This is a genomic window from Streptomyces sp. NPDC001373 (assembly GCF_042895815.1).
GTDB lineage: Bacteria > Actinomycetota > Actinomycetes > Streptomycetales > Streptomycetaceae > Streptomyces.
In genome coordinates, this window is record NZ_JBIAWQ010000008.1 from 297527 (window position 1) to 317031 (window position 19505).

Annotated in this window: 15 protein-coding genes and 1 pseudogene; 3 read left to right on the forward strand and 13 right to left on the reverse strand. The window is 74.1% G+C overall.

Annotation, left to right across the window (positions count from 1 at the left end; genetic code table 11):
- Nucleotides 1–15: 15 nt before the first annotated feature.
- The 5 genes from ACFY15_RS20530 to ACFY15_RS20550 form a co-directional block, all read right to left on the reverse strand.
- Complete coding sequence (locus ACFY15_RS20530; RefSeq protein WP_390688805.1) at nt 16–2145, reverse strand: 3-hydroxyacyl-CoA dehydrogenase NAD-binding domain-containing protein; 2130 nt, start codon at nt 2143–2145, stop codon at nt 16–18.
- Entirely contained in the window at nt 2142–3368 is a 1227-nt protein-coding gene (locus ACFY15_RS20535; RefSeq protein WP_390688804.1) for a thiolase family protein, read from the reverse strand. The genes ACFY15_RS20530 and ACFY15_RS20535 overlap by 4 nt, the downstream gene beginning before the upstream one ends.
- 210 nt (nt 3369–3578) lie before the next feature.
- Nucleotides 3579–4862, reverse strand: coding sequence for an HRDC domain-containing protein (locus tag ACFY15_RS20540; RefSeq protein ID WP_390688803.1), 1284 nt, complete (start codon nt 4860–4862; stop codon nt 3579–3581).
- A 120-nt stretch (nt 4863–4982) separates the two neighbouring features.
- Complete coding sequence (locus tag ACFY15_RS20545; RefSeq protein WP_007267191.1) at nt 4983–5645, reverse strand: response regulator transcription factor; 663 nt, start codon at nt 5643–5645, stop codon at nt 4983–4985.
- A gap of 295 nt (nt 5646–5940) precedes the next feature.
- Nucleotides 5941–6597 (reverse strand): DUF3000 domain-containing protein, encoded by a 657-nt coding sequence (locus ACFY15_RS20550; protein WP_390688802.1) that lies wholly within the window; start codon nt 6595–6597, stop codon nt 5941–5943.
- 91 nt (nt 6598–6688) lie between these two features.
- Here ACFY15_RS20550 and hemE point away from each other — a divergent pair, with 91 nt between their 5' ends.
- A complete protein-coding gene (hemE, locus tag ACFY15_RS20555) occupies nt 6689–7753 on the forward strand; it encodes a uroporphyrinogen decarboxylase (RefSeq protein WP_390688801.1) in 1065 nt (354 codons plus the stop codon).
- A 136-nt stretch (nt 7754–7889) separates the two neighbouring features.
- On the opposite strand, the gene ACFY15_RS20560 is transcribed toward hemE, so the two are convergent.
- Nucleotides 7890–9272, reverse strand: a complete 1383-nt coding sequence (locus ACFY15_RS20560; protein WP_390825888.1) for an FAD-dependent oxidoreductase — start codon at nt 9270–9272, stop codon at nt 7890–7892.
- A 268-nt stretch (nt 9273–9540) separates the two neighbouring features.
- Here ACFY15_RS20560 and hemG point away from each other — a divergent pair, with 268 nt between their 5' ends.
- Both hemG and hemQ read left to right on the forward strand, forming a co-directional pair.
- Entirely contained in the window at nt 9541–11028 is a 1488-nt protein-coding gene (hemG, locus tag ACFY15_RS20565; protein ID WP_390688799.1) for a protoporphyrinogen oxidase, read from the forward strand.
- A 23-nt stretch (nt 11029–11051) separates the two neighbouring features.
- Entirely contained in the window at nt 11052–11765 is a 714-nt protein-coding gene (gene hemQ, locus ACFY15_RS20570; protein WP_365158741.1) for a hydrogen peroxide-dependent heme synthase, read from the forward strand.
- Nucleotides 11766–11881: 116 nt separating this feature from the next.
- Here hemQ and ACFY15_RS20575 read toward each other — a convergent pair whose 3' ends face one another.
- From ACFY15_RS20575 to ACFY15_RS20605, 7 genes and pseudogenes are all read right to left on the reverse strand, one after another.
- Complete coding sequence (locus ACFY15_RS20575) at nt 11882–13669, reverse strand: alpha/beta hydrolase (protein WP_390688798.1); 1788 nt, start codon at nt 13667–13669, stop codon at nt 11882–11884.
- Nucleotides 13670–13943: 274 nt separating this feature from the next.
- Nucleotides 13944–15002, reverse strand: a complete 1059-nt coding sequence (locus ACFY15_RS20580) for a TIGR04222 domain-containing membrane protein (protein WP_390688797.1) — start codon at nt 15000–15002, stop codon at nt 13944–13946.
- The gene (locus ACFY15_RS20585) at nt 14999–16291 is read right to left on the reverse strand and encodes a DUF692 domain-containing protein (RefSeq protein WP_390688796.1); all 1293 of its coding nucleotides are present in this window, start codon (nt 16289–16291) and stop codon (nt 14999–15001) included. Before ACFY15_RS20585 ends, ACFY15_RS20580 begins: the two co-directional genes overlap by 4 nt.
- 525 nt (nt 16292–16816) lie before the next feature.
- On the reverse strand, nt 16817–17566 hold the full coding sequence (locus ACFY15_RS20590; RefSeq protein WP_390688795.1) for an aminoacyl-tRNA hydrolase: 750 nt from the start codon (nt 17564–17566) through the stop codon (nt 16817–16819).
- 373 nt (nt 17567–17939) lie between these two features.
- Nucleotides 17940–18227: a hypothetical protein gene (locus ACFY15_RS20595; RefSeq protein ID WP_390688900.1), complete on the reverse strand. Its 288-nt coding sequence runs from the start codon at nt 18225–18227 to the stop codon at nt 17940–17942.
- A gap of 39 nt (nt 18228–18266) precedes the next feature.
- Nucleotides 18267–18425: a hypothetical protein gene (locus ACFY15_RS20600; RefSeq protein WP_390688794.1), complete on the reverse strand. Its 159-nt coding sequence runs from the start codon at nt 18423–18425 to the stop codon at nt 18267–18269.
- 225 nt (nt 18426–18650) lie between these two features.
- Nucleotides 18651–19505 (reverse strand): annotated as a pseudogene (locus tag ACFY15_RS20605) (Ig-like domain repeat protein); the annotation flags it as partial.

A 19505-nucleotide genomic window follows, 5' to 3' on the forward strand; every position in this document is an offset into this window, starting at 1 on the left:
TGCGCTCTGCGCGTGTTACGCCGGGACGCTGGCGACACCCGGGGCGAGGAACTTCTTGCCGTTCACCCGCTCCGAGACGCCCTCACGGTCCAGGTACGGGGTGATGCCGCCCAGGTGGAAGGGCCAGCCCGCACCGGTGATGAGGCAGAGGTCGATGTCCTGGGCCTCGGCCACGACACCCTCCTCCAGCATCAGGCCGATCTCCTGCGCCACCGCGTCCAGGACGCGGTCGCGGACCTGCTCCTCCGTCAGGACGGAGTCGCCCTGCACCAGGAGGGCGGCGACCTCGGGGTCCAGCTCCGGCTTGCCGGAGTCGTAGACGTAGAAGCCGCGCTTGCCCGCCTTGACGACGGCGGCCAGGTTCGGGGAGACGGTGAAGCGCTCCGGGAAGGAACGGTTCAGGGTCTCGGAGACGTGCAGGCCGATCGCCGGGCCGACGAGCTCCAGCAGCACCAGCGGGGACATCGGCAGGCCGAGCGGCTCGATGGCCTTCTCGGCGGTCGCCACCGGGGTGCCCTCGTCGATGACGTTCTGGATCTCGCCCATGAAGCGGGTCAGGATGCGGTTCACGACGAACGCCGGGGCGTCCTTCGTCAGGACCGCGGTCTTCTTCAGCTTCTTGGCGACACCGAAGGCCGTGGCCAGCGAGGCGTCGTCGGTCTGCTCACCGCGGACGATCTCCAGCAGCGGGAGGATCGCGACCGGGTTGAAGAAGTGGAAGCCGACCACGCGCTCCGGGTGCCGGAGCTGGGAGGCCATCTCCGACACCGACAGCGAGGAGGTGTTGGTGGCGAGGATCGCGTGCGCCGGGGCGACCGCCTCGACCTCCGCGAACACCTTCTGCTTGACGGACATCTCCTCGAACACGGCCTCGATGATGAAGTCCGCGTCCGCGAAGCCCTCGGCCTTGTCCAGGACACCGGTGACCAGGGCGGTCAGGCGGTTGGCCTTGTCCTGGTTGATCCGGCCCTTGCCGAGCAGCTTCTGGATCTCGGCGTGGACGTAGCCCACGCCCTTGTCCACGCGCTCCTGGTCGATGTCGGTGAGGACCACCGGCACCTCCAGGCGGCGCAGGAACAGCAGCGCCAGCTGCGAGGCCATCAGGCCCGCGCCGACGACGCCGACCTTGGTGACCGGACGGGCCAGGGACTTGTCCGGGGCGCCGGCCGGGCGCTTGCCGCGCTTCTGGACCAGGTTGAAGGCGTAGATGCCCGAGCGCAGCTCGCCGCCCATGATCAGGTCCGCGAGGGCCTTGTCCTCGGCGTCGAAGCCGGCCTGGAGGTCGCCGTCCTTGGCCGCGGCGATGATGTCCAGCGCGCGGTAGGCGGCCGGAGCGGCGCCGTGCACCTTGGAGTCCGCGATGAAGCGGCCCTTGGCGACGGCCGCGTCCCAGGCCTCGCCGCGGTCGACCTCGGCGCGGACGACCTCGGTGTCGCCCTTCAGGACCTTCGCGGTCCAGATCAGGGACTGCTCCAGGAAGTCGGCACCCTCGAAGATCGCGTCGGCGATGCCGAGCTCGAAGACCTGCTTGCCCTTGAGCTGGCGGTTCTGGTTCAGCGAGTTCTCGATGATGACCGAGACCGCGCGCTCCGCGCCGATCAGGTTCGGGAGGATGGCGCAGCCGCCCCAGCCCGGAACCAGGCCGAGGAAGACCTCGGGCAGGGAGAAGGCCGGGATGGCCTTGGAGACGGTGCGGTACGAGCAGTGCAGGCCGACCTCGACACCGCCGCCCATCGCCGCGCCGTTGTAGTACGCGAAGGTGGGGACGGCCAGCGCGGAGAGGCGCTTGAAGACGTCGTGGCCGCCCTTGCCGATGGCGAGCGCCTCGTCGTGCTTCTTGAGCAGCTCGACGCCCTTGAGGTCGGCGCCGACGGCGAAGATGAACGGCTTGCCGGTGATGCCCGCGCCGACGATGGTGCCGGCGGTGGCCTCCTGCTCGACCTGGTCGATCGCCGCGTTCAGGTTGGCGAGGGACTGCGGGCCGAAGGTGGTCGGCTTGGTGTGGTCGAAGCCGTTGTCCAGCGTGATGAGCGCGAAGCGCCCGGCGCCGAACGGCAGGTCCAGGTGGCGGACGTGCGCGGACGTGACGACCTCGTCCGGGAACAGTTCGGCCGCGCCCTTCAGGAGCTCAGCGGTGGTGCTCACTTGGAGTCTCCCTCGGCGTCGAAGTTCGGGTTCTCCCAGATGACCGTGGCGCCCATGCCGAAGCCGACGCACATGGTGGTCAGGCCGTAGCGGACGTGCGGCTGCTCCTCGAACTGGCGGGCCAGCTGCGTCATCAGGCGGACGCCGGAGGAGGCCAGCGGGTGGCCGAAGGCGATCGCGCCGCCGTACTGGTTCACGCGGGCGTCGTCGTCGGCGATGCCGTAGTGCTCCAGGAAGGCCAGCACCTGCACGGCGAAGGCCTCGTTGATCTCGAAGAGGCCGATGTCCTCGATGGACAGGCCCGCCTGCGCGAGGGCCTTCTCCGTGGCCGGGATCGGGCCGTAGCCCATGACCTCCGGCTCCACGCCCGCGAAGGCGTAGGAGACGAGGCGCATCTTGACCGGGAGGTTGTTCTCGCGGGCGAAGTCCTCGGACGCGATGATCGCGGCGGTGGCGCCGTCGTTGAGACCGGCGGCGTTGCCCGCGGTGACCCGGCCGTGCGTACGGAACGGGGTCTTCAGGCCGGCCAGGTTCTCCAGCGTGGTGCCCGGGCGCATCGGCTCGTCGGTGGTGACCAGGCCCCAGCCCGTCTCACCGACCGCCTCGTTGGTGTTGCGCACCGAGATCGGGACCAGGTCCTGCTGGATCTTGCCGTCGGCGTACGCCTTGGCGGCCTTCTCCTGCGAGCGCACGGCGTACTCGTCGGCGCGGAGCTTGGTGATCGTCGGGTACCGGTCGTGCAGGTTCTCGGCGGTCATGCCCATGAACAGGGCGGACTCGTCGACCAGCTTCTCGGAGACGAAGCGCGGGTTCGGGTCGACGCCCTCACCCATGGGGTGGCGGCCCATGTGCTCGACACCGCCGGCGAGGGCGACGTCGTACGCACCGAAGGCCACACCGCCCGCGACGGCGGTCACGGCGGTCAGCGCGCCGGCGCACATGCGGTCGATGGAGTAGCCCGGGACCGACTGCGGCAGGCCCGCGAGGATGCCGGCCGTGCGGCCCAGCGTCAGGCCCTGGTCGCCGATCTGCGTGGTCGCGGCGATGGCGACCTCGTCGATCTTCTTGGGGTCCAGGTCCGGGTTGCGGCGCAGCAGCTCCCGGATCGCCTTCACGACGAGGTCGTCGGCGCGGGTCTCGTGGTAGATGCCCTTCGGGCCCGCCTTGCCGAACGGGGTGCGGACGCCGTCGACGAAGACGACGTCCCTGACGGTACGAGGCACGTTGGCTCTCCTCCAGGTGCGGGTGTGCACTGCTGCGCGGCGGAGCGCTCCTTCTCACTGAGCGCCCGCTCACCCGGCCCATGCTACTTGCGGGTAACTCATGTGCACACCCCCTCCCCGAACAGCGGCGAAGGTCACACCGCGGGGACCGCGCCGACAACGCCGAGAGCCCCCGTCCGCGGAGGGACGGGGGCTCTCGGGGCGTTCGGATCAGGAGGCGGCCGACGTCAGGGCGGCCACCAGGGCCGCGGTGACCTGCTCGATCTGCCACGGGCGGGCGCCGTAGCCCGTCAGGGCCTCGGACACCGCGTCCGCGTCGGCGCGGCGGGGAGGCTCCCAGCACAGCCGGCGCACGGTGTCCGGGGTGATCAGGTTCTCCTGGGGCAGGTTCAGCCCCTCGGCCAGCGCCGACACGGCCGCGCGGGCCGCGGACAGCCGCGCTGCGGCGGCCGGGTCCTTGTCGGCCCACGAACGCGGCGGCGGCGGGCCCGACGGGGCCGCCCCGGGCTGCGGCAGCTCGCTCTCGGGCAGGGCCTTCGCCCGCTCCACGGCGGCCATCCACTGGTCCAGCTGGCGCCGGCCCATCCGCTGCCCGAAGCCGGGCAGGGCCGACAGCGCGTGCACGTTCGCGGGGACGGCCAGGGCCGCCTCCACGATCGCCGCGTCGCCCAGCACCTTGCCGGGGGACACGTCACGGCGCTGCGCGATCCGGTCGCGGGCCTCCCACAGTTCCCGCACCACGGCCATCTGCCGCCGGCGGCGCACCTTGTGCATGCCGGAGGTGCGGCGCCAGGGGTCCTTGCGCGGCGGGGCGGGCGGGGCGGAGGCGATGGCGTCGAACTCCTGGCGGGCCCACTCCAGCTTGCCCTGCCGGTCCAGCTCCTTCTCCAGCGCGTCCCGCAGATCCACCAGCAGCTCCACGTCCAGCGCGGCGTACCGCAGCCAGGGCTCGGGGAGCGGGCGGGTGGACCAGTCGACGGCGGAGTGCCCCTTCTCCAGCTGGTAGCCGAGCACGCTCTCGACCATCGCGCCGAGCCCGACGCGGGGGAAGCCGGCCAGGCGTCCCGCCAGTTCGGTGTCGAACAGGCTGGTGGGGGCCATGCCTATTTCGCGCAGGCACGGCAGGTCCTGCGTGGCGGCGTGCAGGATCCACTCGGTGGAGGACAGGGCCCCGCCCAGGGCGGAGAGGTCCGGGCAGCCGACCGGGTCGACGAGTGCGGAGCCCGCGCCCTCGCGGCGCAGCTGCACCAGGTAGGCGCGCTGCCCGTAGCGGTAGCCGGAGGCGCGTTCGGCGTCGACGGCGACGGGGCCGCTGCCCGCGGCGAAGGCCGCGACGACCCGGGCGAGCGCCGCGGTGTCGGCCACGACGGGCGGGATGCCCTCGCGGGGCTCCAGCAAGGGAATCGGCAGCCCATCGGACGAAACCTCTTCGTCCGGGGGGCCGCCCCCGGTGGTGGTGCGCAGGTGTGCTGCGGTCTCTTGGGCGTCGGTCACCGGTCAAGGGTATCCGTGTATGTGACGCGCCCGTCGCCGGAACGTTCCGTCGACGGGCGCGAAGGGGAGGCGCGGGCCTGCCGGGTTCGCCGGCCGCCGGCCCGGAGCCTCAGGGCGCGGTCAGTGGATGATCCCCGTCCGGAGTGCGACGGCGACCATCCCGGCCCGGTCGCCGGTGCCCAGCTTGCGGGCGATCCGGGCGAGGTGGGACTTGACGGTCAGGGCGGACAGGCCCATCGAGACGCCGATGGCCTTGTTGGACTGGCCCTCGGCGACGAGGCGCAGGACCTCGACCTCGCGGCCGGACAGCTCCCGGTAGCCGCCCGGGTGGCTCGGGGCACCCGGGGGGCGGCGGTGCATACGGGCGGCGGCGGCACCGATGGGGGCGGCGCCGGGCCGGGTGGGGAGACCGATGTTGGTGCGGGTGCCGGTGACCACGTAGCCCTTCACACCGCCCGCGAGGGCGTTGCGCACGGCTCCGATGTCATCGGCGGCGGACAGGGCCAGGCCGTTCGGCCAGCCGGCGGCGCGGGTCTCGGAGAGCAGGGTGAGACCGGAACCGTCGGGCAGGTGGACGTCGGCCACGCAGATGTCGCGCGGGCTGCCGACGCGGGGGCGGGCCTCCGCGATGGACGACGCCTCGATCACGTCGCGGACTCCGAGGGCCCACAGATGGCGGGTCACGGTGGAACGGACGCGCGGGTCGGCCACGACGACCATGGCCGTCGGCTTGTTCGGGCGGTAGGCGACCAGGCTTGCGGGCTGCTCGAGAAGAACGGACACCTAGGCCTCCTGGGGGAGTGGCGGGACGGGCCGGCTCGGGGAAGGAAGCCGGTGCGCACCGTGCGGATGGTCACTGACTCCTTCGGCACGTCACCCGCCCGGCTTTAGGGAATGATCACGATTTGGTGAGTAACAATTCGGGCAATTCGGACGCACGATCGATCAAGGGATGATCAGAAGCCCGCCATGACCGCGCGGGTTTGACGCTCCGTCATGAACCTGAACGATCGTCCCCCGCCGCCGGACACCCTCAGTCCGCCGCACGCCCCTTCGGGACGGCCCGCCGGGACGCCCGCTACGGGTGGTGCGGCCCCCGCCGCTGCGGCAGGGACACCACGCCCGGTGCCCCCTCCGCCGGCACCGCCGGCGGCAGTCCCGCGATCTGGCACAGCAGCTCGCACCAGGCCGCCAGGTGCGCGGACGTGTCCGGCACCCCGCCCACCCCCTCCCGGGGGGTCCACGAGGCCCTGATCTCGATCTGCGTCGCCGGGCGCCGGTCCCCGAGGCCGCCGAAGTAGTGCGAGCTCGCCCGCGTCACGGTCCCGCCGGGCTCCCCGTACGCCAGCCCGCGCGCCTCCAGTGCCCCGGTCAGCCAGGACCAGCACACCTCGGGCAGCAGCGGGTCCGCGGCCATCTCCGGCTCCAGCTCGGCCCGCACCAGCGTCACCAGCCGGAAGGTGCCCTGCCAGGCGTCGTGCCCGGCCGGGTCGTGGAGCAGGATCAGCCGGCCGTCGGCCAGGTCGTCCTCCCCGTCCACGACCACCGCCTCCAGCGCGTACGCGTACGGTGCCAGCCGCTGGGGCGGCTTCGTGGGGTCGATCTCGATCCCGGGCCGCAGCCGTGCCTTCCGCAAGCCGTCGACCGCCCGTCGGAACGGCAGCGGGACCGAGCTCTCCTTCGCGCCGTCCACACCGTCAGCGCCATCTGAAAATCGTCCCTGAGCCGCAGCCATGCCGGGAAGACTAGGCGGAACGGGCGCCCGCGCGCCGCAGGGACACCCGCCCCGGGTCGGACACTTCTTCATACGTGCGAAGATTTGCCGCGTGAGCGCCACTACCAGCCCGCAGGGCCAGCCGAGTCAGACGTACGATTCCGCCTTCCTGAAGGCCTGCCGGCGCGAGCCGGTCCCGCACACCCCGGTGTGGTTCATGAGGCAGGCCGGCCGCTCACTGCCCGAGTACCGCAAGGTCCGCGAGGGCACGGCCATGCTGGAGTCCTGCATGCGCCCCGACCTGGTCACCGAGATCACCATGCAGCCGGTGCGGCGCCACAACGTCGACGCGGCGATCTTCTTCTCCGACATCGTCGTGCCCCTCAAGGCCATCGGCGTCGACCTCGACATCAAGCCGGGCATCGGCCCGGTCGTCGCCCAGCCCATCCGCCGCCGCGAGGACCTCGCGCAGCTGCGCGACCTCACTCCGGAGGACGTCGCCTACGTCACCGAGGCGATCGGCATGCTCACGGGTGAACTCGGTGGCACGCCGTTGATCGGGTTCGCCGGTGCGCCGTTCACCCTCGCGAGCTATCTCGTCGAGGGCGGTCCGTCCAAGAACCACGAGCACACCAAGGCCCTGATGTACGGGGACCCGGAGCTCTGGGCCTCCCTCCTGGACCGCCTCGCGGAGATCACCTCCGCCTTCCTGAAGGTCCAGATCGAGGCCGGCGCCTCCGCGGTCCAGCTCTTCGACTCCTGGGTCGGCGCCCTGTCCCCGGCGGACTACCGCCGCTCGGTGATGCCGGCGTCGGCGAAGGTCCTGGAGTCGGTCGCCTCCTACGGCGTCCCGCGCATCCACTTCGGCGTGGGCACCGGCGAGCTGCTCGGCCTGATGGGCGAGGCCGGCGCGGACGTCGTGGGCGTCGACTACCGGGTCGCGCTGGACGAGGCCGCCCGCCGGGTCGGCCCCGGCAAGGCGCTCCAGGGCAACCTGGACCCCGCCGTCCTGTTCTCCACCCCGGAGGCCGTCGAAGCCAAGACGGACGAGGTCCTGGCGGCCGCGGCGGGCCTGGAGGGCCACGTCTTCAACCTCGGCCACGGCGTCCTCCCGACGACGGACCCCGACGCCCTGACCCGCCTGGTGGACTACGTCCACACGAAGACGCAGCGCTAGCCGACCGGGACCTGGGGGAGCGGGTGCCGGCGGCACAGCTCCCCGGACCCCGTTGCGCTCGGTCGCCGGGCGGGCTGGGGTTTCGCTGCGCGAAATCCAGCCCGCGCCGGCGTTTGAGGCGCGGGGCCCGCGGGGTCTACACCCCGGCCGCCCGCACGGCGGAGACGGCCTTGCGGGCCGCCACCAGGACCGGGTCCCACACGGGAGAGAACGGCGGGGCGTAGCCCAGGTCCAGCGCGACGACCTGCTCCACCGTCATCCCCGCCGTCAGGGCCACCGCCGCGACGTCCACCCGCTTCGCGGACCCGGCCCCGCCCACGATCTGGACCCCGAGCAGCCGCCCGGTCCGCCGCTCCGCCAGCATCTTCACCGTCATCTCCGCCGCCCCTGGATAGTAGCCCGCTGTGTTCGTCGAGCGGATCGTGGCCGTCACGAAGCGCAGCCCCGCCGCCAGGGCGTCCTTCTCACGCAGCCCCGTACGGGCGATCTCCAGGTCGCAGACCTTGCTGACCGCCGTACCGACCACGCCCGGGAACGTCGCGTAGCCGCCACCCGCGTTCGAGCCGATGACCTGGCCGTGCTTGTTGGCGTGCGTGCCCAGCGGGATGTGCCGTTCGCGGCCCGCCACCAGGTCCAGCACCTCCACGCAGTCGCCGCCCGCCCAGACGTCCTCGTGGCCCCGGACCCGCATCGACAGGTCCGTCAGCAGACCCCCCGACTCCCCGAGCGGCAGCCCCGCCGCGCGGGCCAGGGAGGTGCGGGGCTCCACGCCGATGCCGAGCACCACCACGTCCGCCGGGTACTCGTCGCCGGCCGCCGTGGCCACCGCCCGGGCCCGGCCCTCCTCGTCCGTGAGGATCTTCACGACCTCGGCCCCGGAGACCGTGACGATGCCCATGGCGTTCATCGCGCTGTGGACCAGGCCGCCCATGTCCGGGTCGAGCGTGGCCATCGGCTGCGGGCCCCGGTGCAGCACGGTGACCTCGTAGCCCCGGCGGACCAGGGCCTCCGCCATCTCCACGCCGATGTAGCCCGCGCCGACCACGACCGCCCGGCGGCCCTCGGTCCGCTCCAGGGCGCCCATCAGGCGCTGGCCGTCGTCCAGGGACTGGACGCCGTGCACCCCGTGGGCGCCGATCCCGGGCAGCTTCGGCCGGACCGGGCGGGCGCCGGTCGCCAGGACCAGCTTGTCCCAGCCCGTCCAGGACTCGGCGCCGCTGTCCAGGTCCCGGGCGCGCACCCGGCGCCCCGGCAGGTCCAGCTCCACGACCTCCGTGCGGGTGCGCAGGTCGATGCCCCGGGCGCGGTGCTCCTCGGGGGTGCGGGCGACCAGGTCGTCCCGCTCGGCGACCTGCCCGCCGATCCAGTACGGGATCCCGCACGCCGAGTACGAGGTGAAGTGCCCGCGCTCGAAGGCGACGATCTCCAGTTCCCGGGGCCCCTTGAGCCGCCGTGCCTGGGAGGCGGCGGACATCCCCGCCGCGTCCCCGCCGACCACCACCAGTCGTTCCGCCGCCATCCCTCTGCCCGCCCTCCGCGCCGTGCGCCGTCGCCTCCGCTACGGGGACACGCTACGGGCGGACGGCCCGTCAGTCCTCGGCGTCCCCCGTTCCGGCCGCCGGGGCCGGCGCCGGGGCGGTGGGCTGCCGGGGCACCGGGGTCCGCCGCGGCCCCGTCCTCGGCTTCGCCGGTACGGGCCGCCGCCGCGGGTTTCGCCTCCCGGATCCCGACCCGGTTCCGATGCGGTCACGTTCCGGCTTCGCCGGTCGGTCTGAGAGCATGTGTCCATGCACGGAGCGGACACGCGTACGAACGGGGCGGGACGGCCGGGGCCGTCCCGCCATGTCGTCGTCATCGGCGGCGGCATCGCCGGCCTCGCGGCCGCCCACCGGCTGCTCGCCGACGGCATCAGCGTCACCCTCCTCGAGGCCGGCCCGCGCCTCGGCGGAAAGCTGTACGCCGGCGAGCTCGCGGGGGCCCCCGTCGACCTGGGCGCCGAGTCCGTCCTCGCCCGCCGCCCCGAGGCCCTGGACCTCGCCCGGGCCGTCGGCCTCGGCGACGCGCTCCAGCCCCCGGCGACCACCACCGCCCGGCTGTGGACCCGGGGCGCGCTGCGCGACATGCCCCGCGGCCACGTGATGGGCGTCCCGGGCGACACGGCCGCGCTCGCCGCCTCCGGCGTGCTGTCCGCCGAGGGCCTCGCCCGGATCGCCGCCGACACCTCACTGCCGCCCACCGAGGTCGGGGAGGACGTCGCCGTCGGCGAGTACGTCGCCGCCCGGATGGGCCGCGAGGTCGTGGACCGGCTGGTCGAGCCCCTGCTCGGCGGGGTCTACGCCGGAGACGCCTACCGCATCTCCATGCGCGCCGCCGTCCCCGCCCTCTTCGAGGCCGTCCGCACCCACCCCACGCTGACCGAGGGCGTGCGAGCCCTCCAGAGCGGGGCCGCGGCCCGTGCGGCCGCCGAACGGACCACCGTCACCGGCGCGGCCGCCACCGGGTCCTTCTTCGCCGGGATCTCCGGCGGCGTCGGCCGCCTCCCGCTCGCCGTCGCCGACGCCTGCCGGGCCGCCGGGGCGCGGATCCTGACCGGCACCCCCGTGCGCGGGATCGCCCGTACACCCGGGGGCTGGCGGATCACCACCGACGGCGGGGCGTTCGACGCCGACGCGGTGGTCCTCGCCACCCCGGCGCCCCCCGCCGCCCGGCTGCTCGACGCCCTCGCCCCCGCGGCCGCCGCCGGGCTGCGCGAGGCCGAGTACGCCTCCATGGCCCTGGTCACGATGGCCTTCCGCCGCTCCGACCTGCCCCCGGCCCTCGCCGACGGCTCCGCCAGCGGCTTCCTCGTACCGCCCGTGGACGGCCGCACGATCAAGGCGTCCACCTTCTCCAGCAACAAGTGGGCCTGGGCCGGCGCCGACCCCGAGCTCTTCCTGCTGCGCACCTCCGTCGGCCGCCACGGCGACGAGGGCGACCTGAAGCGCGAGGACCCCGACCTCGTCGACGTCTCCCTCGCCGACCTCGGCGAGGCCGTCGGACTGGCCGCCCGGCCGGTGGCCTCCACCGTCACCCGCTGGGACGCCGGACTGCCCCAGTACCCCGTCGGCCACCTCGCCCGCGTCGCCCGGATCCGGGCCGCCGTCGCGGCCCTGCCCGGCCTCGCGGTCTGCGGTGCCCTCTACGACGGCGTCGGGATCCCGGCCTGCATCGCGAGCGCCGGGAAGGCCGCGGACGCGGTCACCGCCTCGATGGCCACCCCTGGCACCGAGCACTGATCAGCACACGGGACAATGGACACATGACTGCACCAGAGAAGATTCCCAACGCGGGGAAGAAGGCGAAGGACCTCAACGAGGTCATCCGCTACACCCTGTGGTCCGTCTTCAAGCTGAAGGACGTCCTGCCGGAGGACCGCAGCGGCTACGCCGACGAGGTCCAGGAGCTGTTCGACCAGCTCGCCGCCAAGGACATCACCGTCCGCGGCACCTACGACGTCTCCGGCCTGCGCGCAGACGCGGACATCATGATCTGGTGGCACGCCGAGACCTCGGACGAGCTGCAGACCGCCTACAACCTGTTCCGCCGCACCAGGCTGGGCCGGGCGCTGGAGCCGGTGTGGTCGAACATGGCCCTGCACCGCCCCGCCGAGTTCAACAAGTCGCACATTCCGGCCTTCCTGGCCGACGAGGTCGCCCGCGACTACGTCAGCGTGTACCCGTTCGTGCGCTCGTACGACTGGTACCTGCTGCCCGACGAGGACCGCCGCCGCATGCTCGCCGACCACGGCAAGATGGCCCGCGGCTACCCCGACGTCCGCGCCAACACCGTCGCCTCCTTCTCCCTGGGCGACTACGAGTGGCTGCTGGCCTTCGAGGCCGACGAGCTCTACCGCATCGTCGACCTCATGCGTCACCTGCGTGCCTCCGAGGCCCGGATGCACGTCCGTGAGGAGGTGCCCTTCTACACCGGGCGCCGCAAGTCCGTCGCCGATCTGGTGGCAGGGCTCGCCTGATACCTCCCCTGGGGGGAAGGACCGGAGGACGACCGCGCTCTCGCTGAGGAGCGGCCTCCGGTGGATCGGGAGGCCATGCCCCCGAAACGACGCAGCCGGAGATCCCGCCCGGAAGTTCAGACGAGTGGTGGCAGCAGCGCCCTGGGAGCGCTCGCTGGCCCCTCGTCCAGTGTCACCGGTGCGGGCTCCGGATGCGGCGCACACGTCACGCGCCACCCCGGGGTGGCCCCCGTCAGCAGGTACCGCTCCACATGCCGGTCCACGCACGCGTTGCGTCCGCCGGCCACCCCGTGGCTGCCCGCCGTACGCTCGGAGACGAGCGCGGCGCCGCCGCCGAGCCGCCGCTGCAACTCCAGCGCGCCCGGGTAGGGCGTCGCCCCGTCCCGTTCCGCCGCCACGATCAGCGTCCGCGGCAGCCGCAGCCCCGCCGGCAGCGCCCCGACGTCCACCGGCCGCTGCCGCTCGCGCACCGGCCAGTCGGCGCAGGGCAGGTTCAGGAAGGCGTTGGCCCAGGTCTCGAAGGGGGCGCGGCGGGCCAGTCCGGTGTGGTCGCGGTCCCAGGTCCCCCAGTCGGCGGGCCAGGGGGCGTCGTTGCACAGCACCGCCGTGTAGACCGCCGTCGTGTTGGCGGCCTCCCGCGCCGTCGCGGGGTCGCGGGCCGCCTGCCGGACGAGCGGGGCCGGGTTCCCGCGCAGGTAGGCGGCGAGCGCCGCGGCCCGCTCCGGCCACACGTCGTCGTAGTACGCGGCCTGGAGGTACGCCGCCCGCAGCTCGCCCGTACCGACCACCCCGCCCGCCGGGGTGCGTGCCACGGCCGCGCGGACCTTCTCGTAACTGGCGCCCACCGCCTCCGCGCTGGTGCCCAGCCCGTACGTGGAGTGGTGCAGGGCCGTCCAGGCGCGGAAGTCGGCCCAGCGGCGCTCGAACCCCTCTGCCTGGGCGAGGTTGCCGAGGTACCAGACGCGGCGCGGGTCCGGGTCGACCGCCGAGTCGAACACCATGCGGCGCACCCGGTCGGGGTGGCGGGTGGCGTACACCGCGCCGAGGTAGGTGCCGTACGAGGCGCCGACGAAGCTCAGCCGGCGCTCGCCGAGGGCGGCGCGCAGCACGTCGAGGTCGCGGGCGTTGTCCAGGGTGGTGTAGTGGGCCAGCGCGGGACCGGTGCGCCGGGCGCAGCCCGCGGCGTACGCCCGGGCGGCCGCCAGCCGCTCCCGCTTGTACGAGGGGGAGGGCTCGGCCGGGACCTGCGTGGGCCCCTGCGGCCACTCGTCGGGGTCCTGGCAGGTCAGCGGGGCGGAGCCGCCCACTCCGCGCGGGGCGTAGCCGACGAGGTCGTAGGCGGCGGCCACCCGGCTCCAGGCGGCGCGGTCGGCGAGGAGGGGGAACCAGGTCCCGGAGGCCCCCGGCCCGCCGGGGTTGAACACCAGCGCGCCCTGGCGGACGGCGCCCCCGCGGCCGGAGGCGGGGACCCGGCTGACGGTGAGGGAGAGCTGCGGGCCGTCGGGGCGGGCGTAGTCGAGCGGGACCCGCAGCGTGGCGCACCGTACGGGCTCCGGCAGTTCCTCGGCGGCGGGGCACGGCAGGAACTCCAGCGGCCGCCCGGCCCCGGCCCCGGCTCCGGCCCCGGCGGCGCCGGGCCGGGGCATGGGGCGGGTCACGGGCCGGGCGCCCTGGGCCGGGCGCGTTCCCTGCGCCGGGGTCCCGGCCGCACCGGCGGCCGGCCGCAGGGCGGCAGCGGCGGCGGCCCGGCGGGCGACCAGCTCGGCCCCGGCGTCCTCGGCGGCGGCCCGGCCGGGAGCGGGCCCCGGGCCGCCGGCACGGGCCGCGGCGGCGGGGGCGGGGGCGCACAGGGTGAGGCAGAGGACCGCCGAGGCGGCTCCGAAGCGCGCGAGCGTCGTCCGCATGGCGACCCCTTCGTCTCATCGTCCTGTCCGATGAGATGTCAGGGCCCTGCCGCTGTACAGCCGCACCGCCGGACGCCGGGCCGGGTGGCCCCGGTCGGAGTACGGGCCGCGTCGTGCGGATCAGGCCGGCCGGGCCGCGAGGGCCGCGCGCAGGCCCGGGTCCGTACGGCGCCCGGCCCGCGGACCGCCACCGCCGCGAGGGGATCCGCCGCCGCCCGGACCGGAGCCGCGCTGTGCAGGCGGGAGCAGCTCGTGGCGCGGATGTGATGGGCGGTCAGGAACTGCTGGAGCAGCTGGAACCCGACGAACTGCTGCAACTCGAACCACTGGAGCAGCTGGAGCCGCTCGAACAGCTCGACCCGCTGGAACAGCCGGAGGACCCCGAGCAGCCCGACGCCCCGGAACAGCCGGAACCGGAACCGCCGCAGCTCGAACCGCCGCCGCAGCCGCCGGACCCGGAGGATCCTCCGGTGTCGGCGGAGGCGCACCACAGCACCGGCACCAGGTCGGCGGACGAGGAGCCGGAGCCGGAGGAATGCGAGGAGCGCCCGGCGGACGTCCGCCCCCGCGCCTGGGCCGCGGCCAGCCGCGTCCCGCGCGCCGCGGGCACCAGCTGCGCCCGCAGCCCCGGATCCCGCAGACCCCGCAGCCCGAACAGCGCGGTCCGCACCGCCGGGCTCTGGTCGGCGGCGTACCGCGCCCGGGCCCGCTCCAGCGCGACCCGGCCCGCCGGGGTCACCCGCCGCCCGGCCCGCCGGGCACACAGCGAGCCCGCCACGACGCCGGCCACCAGTACCGGCAGCACCTTGAGGACGAACGGCACCTGGGACTCCCGCGTCAGCGCCATGGCCACGAACGTCACCGGCAGCGACACCGGGATCAGCACCGCGCACACCACCGCCTGCACCACCCCCCAGCGCCGCAGGCCCCGCCCCTGCGGGCGCGCCGCGATCATCCCGCGCGCGGCGAGGGCGTCCCCGGTCTCCTGCACCGCCGGGTCCAGCATCGCGGCGTACCGCAACTGGTACAGCCACCCGGACGGCGCCGCCCGCAGCGCCGACAGCACGGCCCGCTCGGCGGGGTCCGCACCCCGGGCCGACCGCCCCTCCTGGACGATGCCCGGGCCGCCCGCCACCAGCCGGCCGTCGCCCAGCAGCGCGACGAGCGCGGCGTCGATGACCGCCCCGGGGCCGCCCGCCAGGAAGGCGGCCTCGGAAAGGTCGTGCACCTCGGGGGTCCCGGACACCCGCGCCCGGCCCCGCCGCAGTCCCAGCACCAGACCGAGGCTCGACACGGCGACGGCCACCCACACACCCACGGCCAGCACGTTCACCGTCCCCTCCCCGCCAGCGCACGGGCCCAGCGCACGATCCGCCGCGGCGGCCGCGCCCCGGCCCGCTCCCGCCACCAGGCGGTGAGCCGCCGGCGCGCGGCCGGGTCCCGCGGCAGGTCCCGGATCAGCAGGTGCTCCGCGAAGTCCAGCGCGTCGCGCCGGTACCCGTCCTTCATGGGACGCCGTCCCGCGTACTCCAGGAAGGCCGTGCGGAAGGCCTCCGGCCCGCCCAGGATCCCGGGCAGCCCGGGCGCGACCTTCGCCACCACGGAGGCCCGCTTGGCGGCCAGCGCCCGCGCCTGGACCCGCACCCGCCGCCGGTCGAAGCCCTCGGGCACGGGGGTCCCGGCGACCAGCGCCGACAGCAGCGCGGCCTGCCCGAGGCCCACCCGGGTCCGCGCGGCCTCGCCGGCGGGCTCCGGGGCCCCGTCGCGTACGGCCAGCGGCTCCCGGACCCGGACGGCACCCGTCCCGCCGCCCGTCACGACCGCGCGGATCCGCTTCAGTTCGCCGGCCAGCTCCTCGCCCTCCGGGAAGTCGTCGTCCCGTTCCAGCAGCACCCCCGGCGGGTCCACCCGCTCGCGCAGCCGGGCCAGCACGTCGAGCACCACCGGCGGCACGGGGTGCGCGTGCGTGTCGTGCCAGACGCCGTCGCGCTCCACACCCCCGGCCACGTGCACGTACGCCAGCGCCTCCAGGGGGATCGCATCCAGCACGGCGGCCGGGTCCTCGCCCCGGTTCACCCGGTTGGTGTGCAGGTTCGCGACGTCGACGAGCAGCCGCACGCCGGTCCGCTCGACGAGCTCGGTCAGGAACTGCCCCTCGGTCAGTTCCTCGCCGGGCCAGGACACCAGGGCGGCGATGTTCTCCAGCGCCAGGGGAACCGGCAGCGCGTCCTGGGCGATCCGCACGTTCTCGCACAGCACCGCCAGGGCGTCCCGGGTCCGGGGCACGGGCAGCAGGTGCCCTGCCTCCAGCGCCGGCGAGGAGGTCCGTACGAAGGCGATGTGCTCGGTGACGACGGGCGCCCCCAGCGCCACCGCCCGCTCCCCGAGCGCGGCCAGCTTCCCCGCGTCGGGCCGGTCGGCGCCGCCGATGCCGAGCGACACCCCGTGCGGCACGACTCGGACTCCGCGCTCGCGCAGCCGCAGCAGGGACTCCGGCAGGTGGCCGGGGCATACGTTCTCGGCCACCACCTCGACCCAGTCCAGGCCTTCCAGCCGCTCGACCGCCTCCGCGATCTCCGGCCGCCAGCCGAGGCCCACCCCCAGGCGTGCCATGGGTTTCATGTCCCCCTCGCCCCCTCTCAAGGACTCTGTGCGGATGTCATGGCCCGGACGGGATCGGGCCAACCACCGTGAGGGGACGTTCAGAGCAACATTTGAGGTTCCCGCCCGGCCGCACCCGTACGGCGGCCCCTGAAGCGGTACCGGCCGCCGGCCTTCGGCAGCGATCGGCGGAGGCGGCCCGTCGTCTCCGCTCCGGACAGTTCCTCCGCGCGGTGAAATGGATGCCGTCCGCCATGGATGCCGTCCGTCAACGCCTGCCCTGCACGGCCGAGATGCCGACCCCGGCGGCATGGACGCCCAGCGTGGCCAGGACGGCGAGACGGTGGCCAGTTGCGGCCGACGCCATCGCAGGTGAAGTGCGCCTCCATGCCGGTCCTCGCAGCGCGGGCTGATGCGCGCTGCGACGCCGGGCACGAGTCCCAGGCGAGGCGTTCGCGGCAGAACGAGCGGTTCCGGATCGGTGCGGCGGCCCTCAGTGCCGGTCGTGGACCGCGGGCCGGTGGCCGGGCGCCGGCCCGTGCCGCTTCACAGCCGGGCCCGCAGGGCCGGGTGGTCCGAGACGACCGTGCAGCTGCCCGGGGCGATCTCCGTGAAGCCCGCGTCGCGGACCACCGGGAGGCCGCTGGCGCTGAGCTGCGCCCAGCGGTCGCGCGGGGCGGTGCGGACGGCCAGGCGGAAGCCCGAGGCCTGCCAGAGGGCGCGCTCCGCCGCCGTCAGCTCCCACCAGGCCAGCTGCGCCGCGTGGCCCACCTGGGCCATCGCCTTGCCGGCCGACATGTCCAGGTCCGGGTTCAGCCACAGCACCGGCACCCCCGGCTCCGGCGCGGGCGTCGGCTCCGGGTCGTCCAGGTCGGTGCCCGACACCTGGAGCTTGGCCAGCTCCTTGGGCCAGCCGTCCAGCGGGACCGGCGGGAAGACCCGTACCTCGGACGCGGCGCCGTGGACCGTGACGCCCGGCAGGGTGCCGGCCTTGCGCCACTCCGCGCCGCGGGCCCGGCGGACCACCTTGCGGATCCGGGCGTCCTGCCAGTCGCGGACCGCCTGCGCCCACTCGCCCTCGCCCTGCGCGCGCTCGTCCGTGAGGAGGACCAGCACCGCCCGGGCCGCCGTCTCCAGCGCGTCCGTCCGGGCCGGTGGCTCGGTCTTCTCGATCCGCACGACCAGCGGCAGGACGAACTGCGGGGCCTCGTCGCGCAGTTCGTGTTTCTTTCGGAAGGGGCTGTCCGCCCCCACCGCGGGTACCTCTGAGGTCTGGTTCGTGTGCTGGCTGCTCATCCCGTCAAGGATGCCAGGCTCCGTCTTGGGGAGGATGCCCCGGGTGCGGGGCGCGGGTGAGGACCAAGCCCATGAAGAGCGACCTCATTGCGGCACTCGCGGTGTCCCCCGCAGGTGGCGTCTCACAGCGGCCCCGCCGCCGGTCCTGCCGGTGTCTCGTACCAGAGCGAAGCGGTGTCGCCTTCGAGGCGGCCAAGACCATAGCGGCGTGGGCCGGGGCCAGGTCACGCAAGAGCATGCAGTGACGATCGACGCCCCCAGCTGTGTGTGATCCGTCCTGCGGGGCGCCCCCCGTCCTGGGTCTGTCGGACGACCGGGGGCGGCCGAGCCGGGGCATCCGCCACGCCGTCCGCCACCGCATGGGCATGACGTCTCAATCGAGCCACCGGGAAGCCAGCCCGGCGAGGTAGGAGAGGGACAACGCTGTCGCGCTGATCTGGAATCCGGTTGTCCCTCCGGCCCAGTGGGCAACCCAGGCAGTGGCGGAAGCCACCCACATGCTCGAACACCAGCTACAGCCAACCAGGCTGGCGAGTTTGGAATCGTCGCCGAAGCGGCCGGCCACCCAGGAGCGGAACCCCGCCGCGAGCGTGTCCTTGGTGAGGAATCTGGTGATACGGCACGTAGTGCCGAGAGAAAGGAGAAACTCCACAAGGCTCATGAGATCCACCCCGTCACCGTGAATGCACCCGGACGGTCGTTACTGGTTGACGACGAGGATGGTTCCAAGGCCGCCCGCGCGCTGGTTGGCCGCGTCGGCTTCTTGCCAGGTGTAGTACTGGCGCCGGGTGCCGTCGGGAAGGTTCAGCTGGTAGATGATGACGGTCGGGCGGGTACCGCCGCCGCAGTTGCAGGCCATGTTCCGCTCCTTCTGTAACTTCCTACGGTGAGGGGCGGCGGGGCTGGTCGGCATGCCGCCGTACCGCCCCGCCTATCCTTGTACTCCAGCAGCCGTCCCCCGTACTTGCACTACGGGGGACGGCTGTTCTTCCGGGTCGCTCGTCAACTCACCTGTGAAGAAGCCCGGCTCGGGTGAGCTGCCGTACGTCTGCTGCCGCCGCGGTGTGCGGGCAGGAGCCGAGCCTCAGGAGAGGCAGATGGAGAGGGTGTTGGACGAGGAGACGCCCCCGCTGGTCGCGGTGTAGCTGGCGAACAGCACCTGTCCGATCGTTAGGGTGGCCGTGCAGCTGGCGTTGCCGCTCGCGTCGGCGACGGCGGTGCACACCACAGGGCCGGCGGGACCGTCCAGGTGGAAGATGACCGTCGCGCCGGGAGTCGCGCCACTCGCGCTGAAGGTGGCGGTGGCGAAGGCCCAGGGCAGCGGGGGAACGTTGAGCCGGTAACAGGCGGGGTGTGCTGTGAGCCCCGTCGCCGCGCCCACGGTCACGATCCCGGTTGCGGAAGTGCCGGCGCAGGAGCAGGCACCGGTGGCGGTGAGCACGGTGGCGGTAATGACGTTGCTGCCGCTCGGCAGCAGGCTGGTGGTGACGGTGGCCTGGCCGGACGCGTTGGTGACGCCGATGCCGAGTGGGCCGCTGGTGCTGCTGAACAGGACGGTCGCACCCAGGACCGGGGCGCCGCCGCAGGTGACGGTGGCGGTGAGGGTCACCGGCTGGCCTGCGACCGGCTTGTCCGGCGTGGACGACAGGGTGACCACGCAGTTCTGTGCGGCGGTGACGTTCACGGTCGTCGTGGCGGAGACACCGATGCAGGTGCAGGTGGTGGTGGCGGCGATCACGGTGGCGGTAATGATGTTGCTGCCGCTCGGCAGCAGGCTGGTGGTGACGGTGGCCTGGCCGGACGCGTTGGTGACGCCGATGCCGAGTGGGCCGCTGGTGCTGCTGAACAGGACGGTCGCACCGGAGACGGGAACACCGCCGCAGGTGACGGTGGCGGTGAGGGTCACCGGCTGGCCTGCGACCGGCTTGTCCGGCGTGGA

Bases quoted from the DNA above. Each gene is read 5' to 3' on its own strand.
- ACFY15_RS20575 (WP_390688798.1), bottom strand. From the start codon at position 13,669: ATGCGGACGACGCTCGCGCGCTTCGGAGCCGCCTCGGCGGTCCTCTGC.
- ACFY15_RS20560 (WP_390825888.1), bottom strand. From the start codon at position 9,272: ATGGCGGCGGAACGACTGGTGGTGGTCGGCGGGGACGCGGCGGGGATG.
- ACFY15_RS20595 (WP_390688900.1), bottom strand. From the start codon at position 18,227: ATGAGCCTTGTGGAGTTTCTCCTTTCTCTCGGCACTACGTGCCGTATC.
- ACFY15_RS20550 (WP_390688802.1), bottom strand. From the start codon at position 6,597: ATGGCTGCGGCTCAGGGACGATTTTCAGATGGCGCTGACGGTGTGGAC.
- hemQ (WP_365158741.1), top strand. From the start codon at position 11,052: ATGACTGCACCAGAGAAGATTCCCAACGCGGGGAAGAAGGCGAAGGAC.
- hemG (WP_390688799.1), top strand. From the start codon at position 9,541: ATGCACGGAGCGGACACGCGTACGAACGGGGCGGGACGGCCGGGGCCG.
- ACFY15_RS20600 (WP_390688794.1), bottom strand. From the start codon at position 18,425: ATGGCCTGCAACTGCGGCGGCGGTACCCGCCCGACCGTCATCATCTAC.
- ACFY15_RS20590 (WP_390688795.1), bottom strand. From the start codon at position 17,566: ATGAGCAGCCAGCACACGAACCAGACCTCAGAGGTACCCGCGGTGGGG.
- ACFY15_RS20585 (WP_390688796.1), bottom strand. From the start codon at position 16,291: ATGAAACCCATGGCACGCCTGGGGGTGGGCCTCGGCTGGCGGCCGGAG.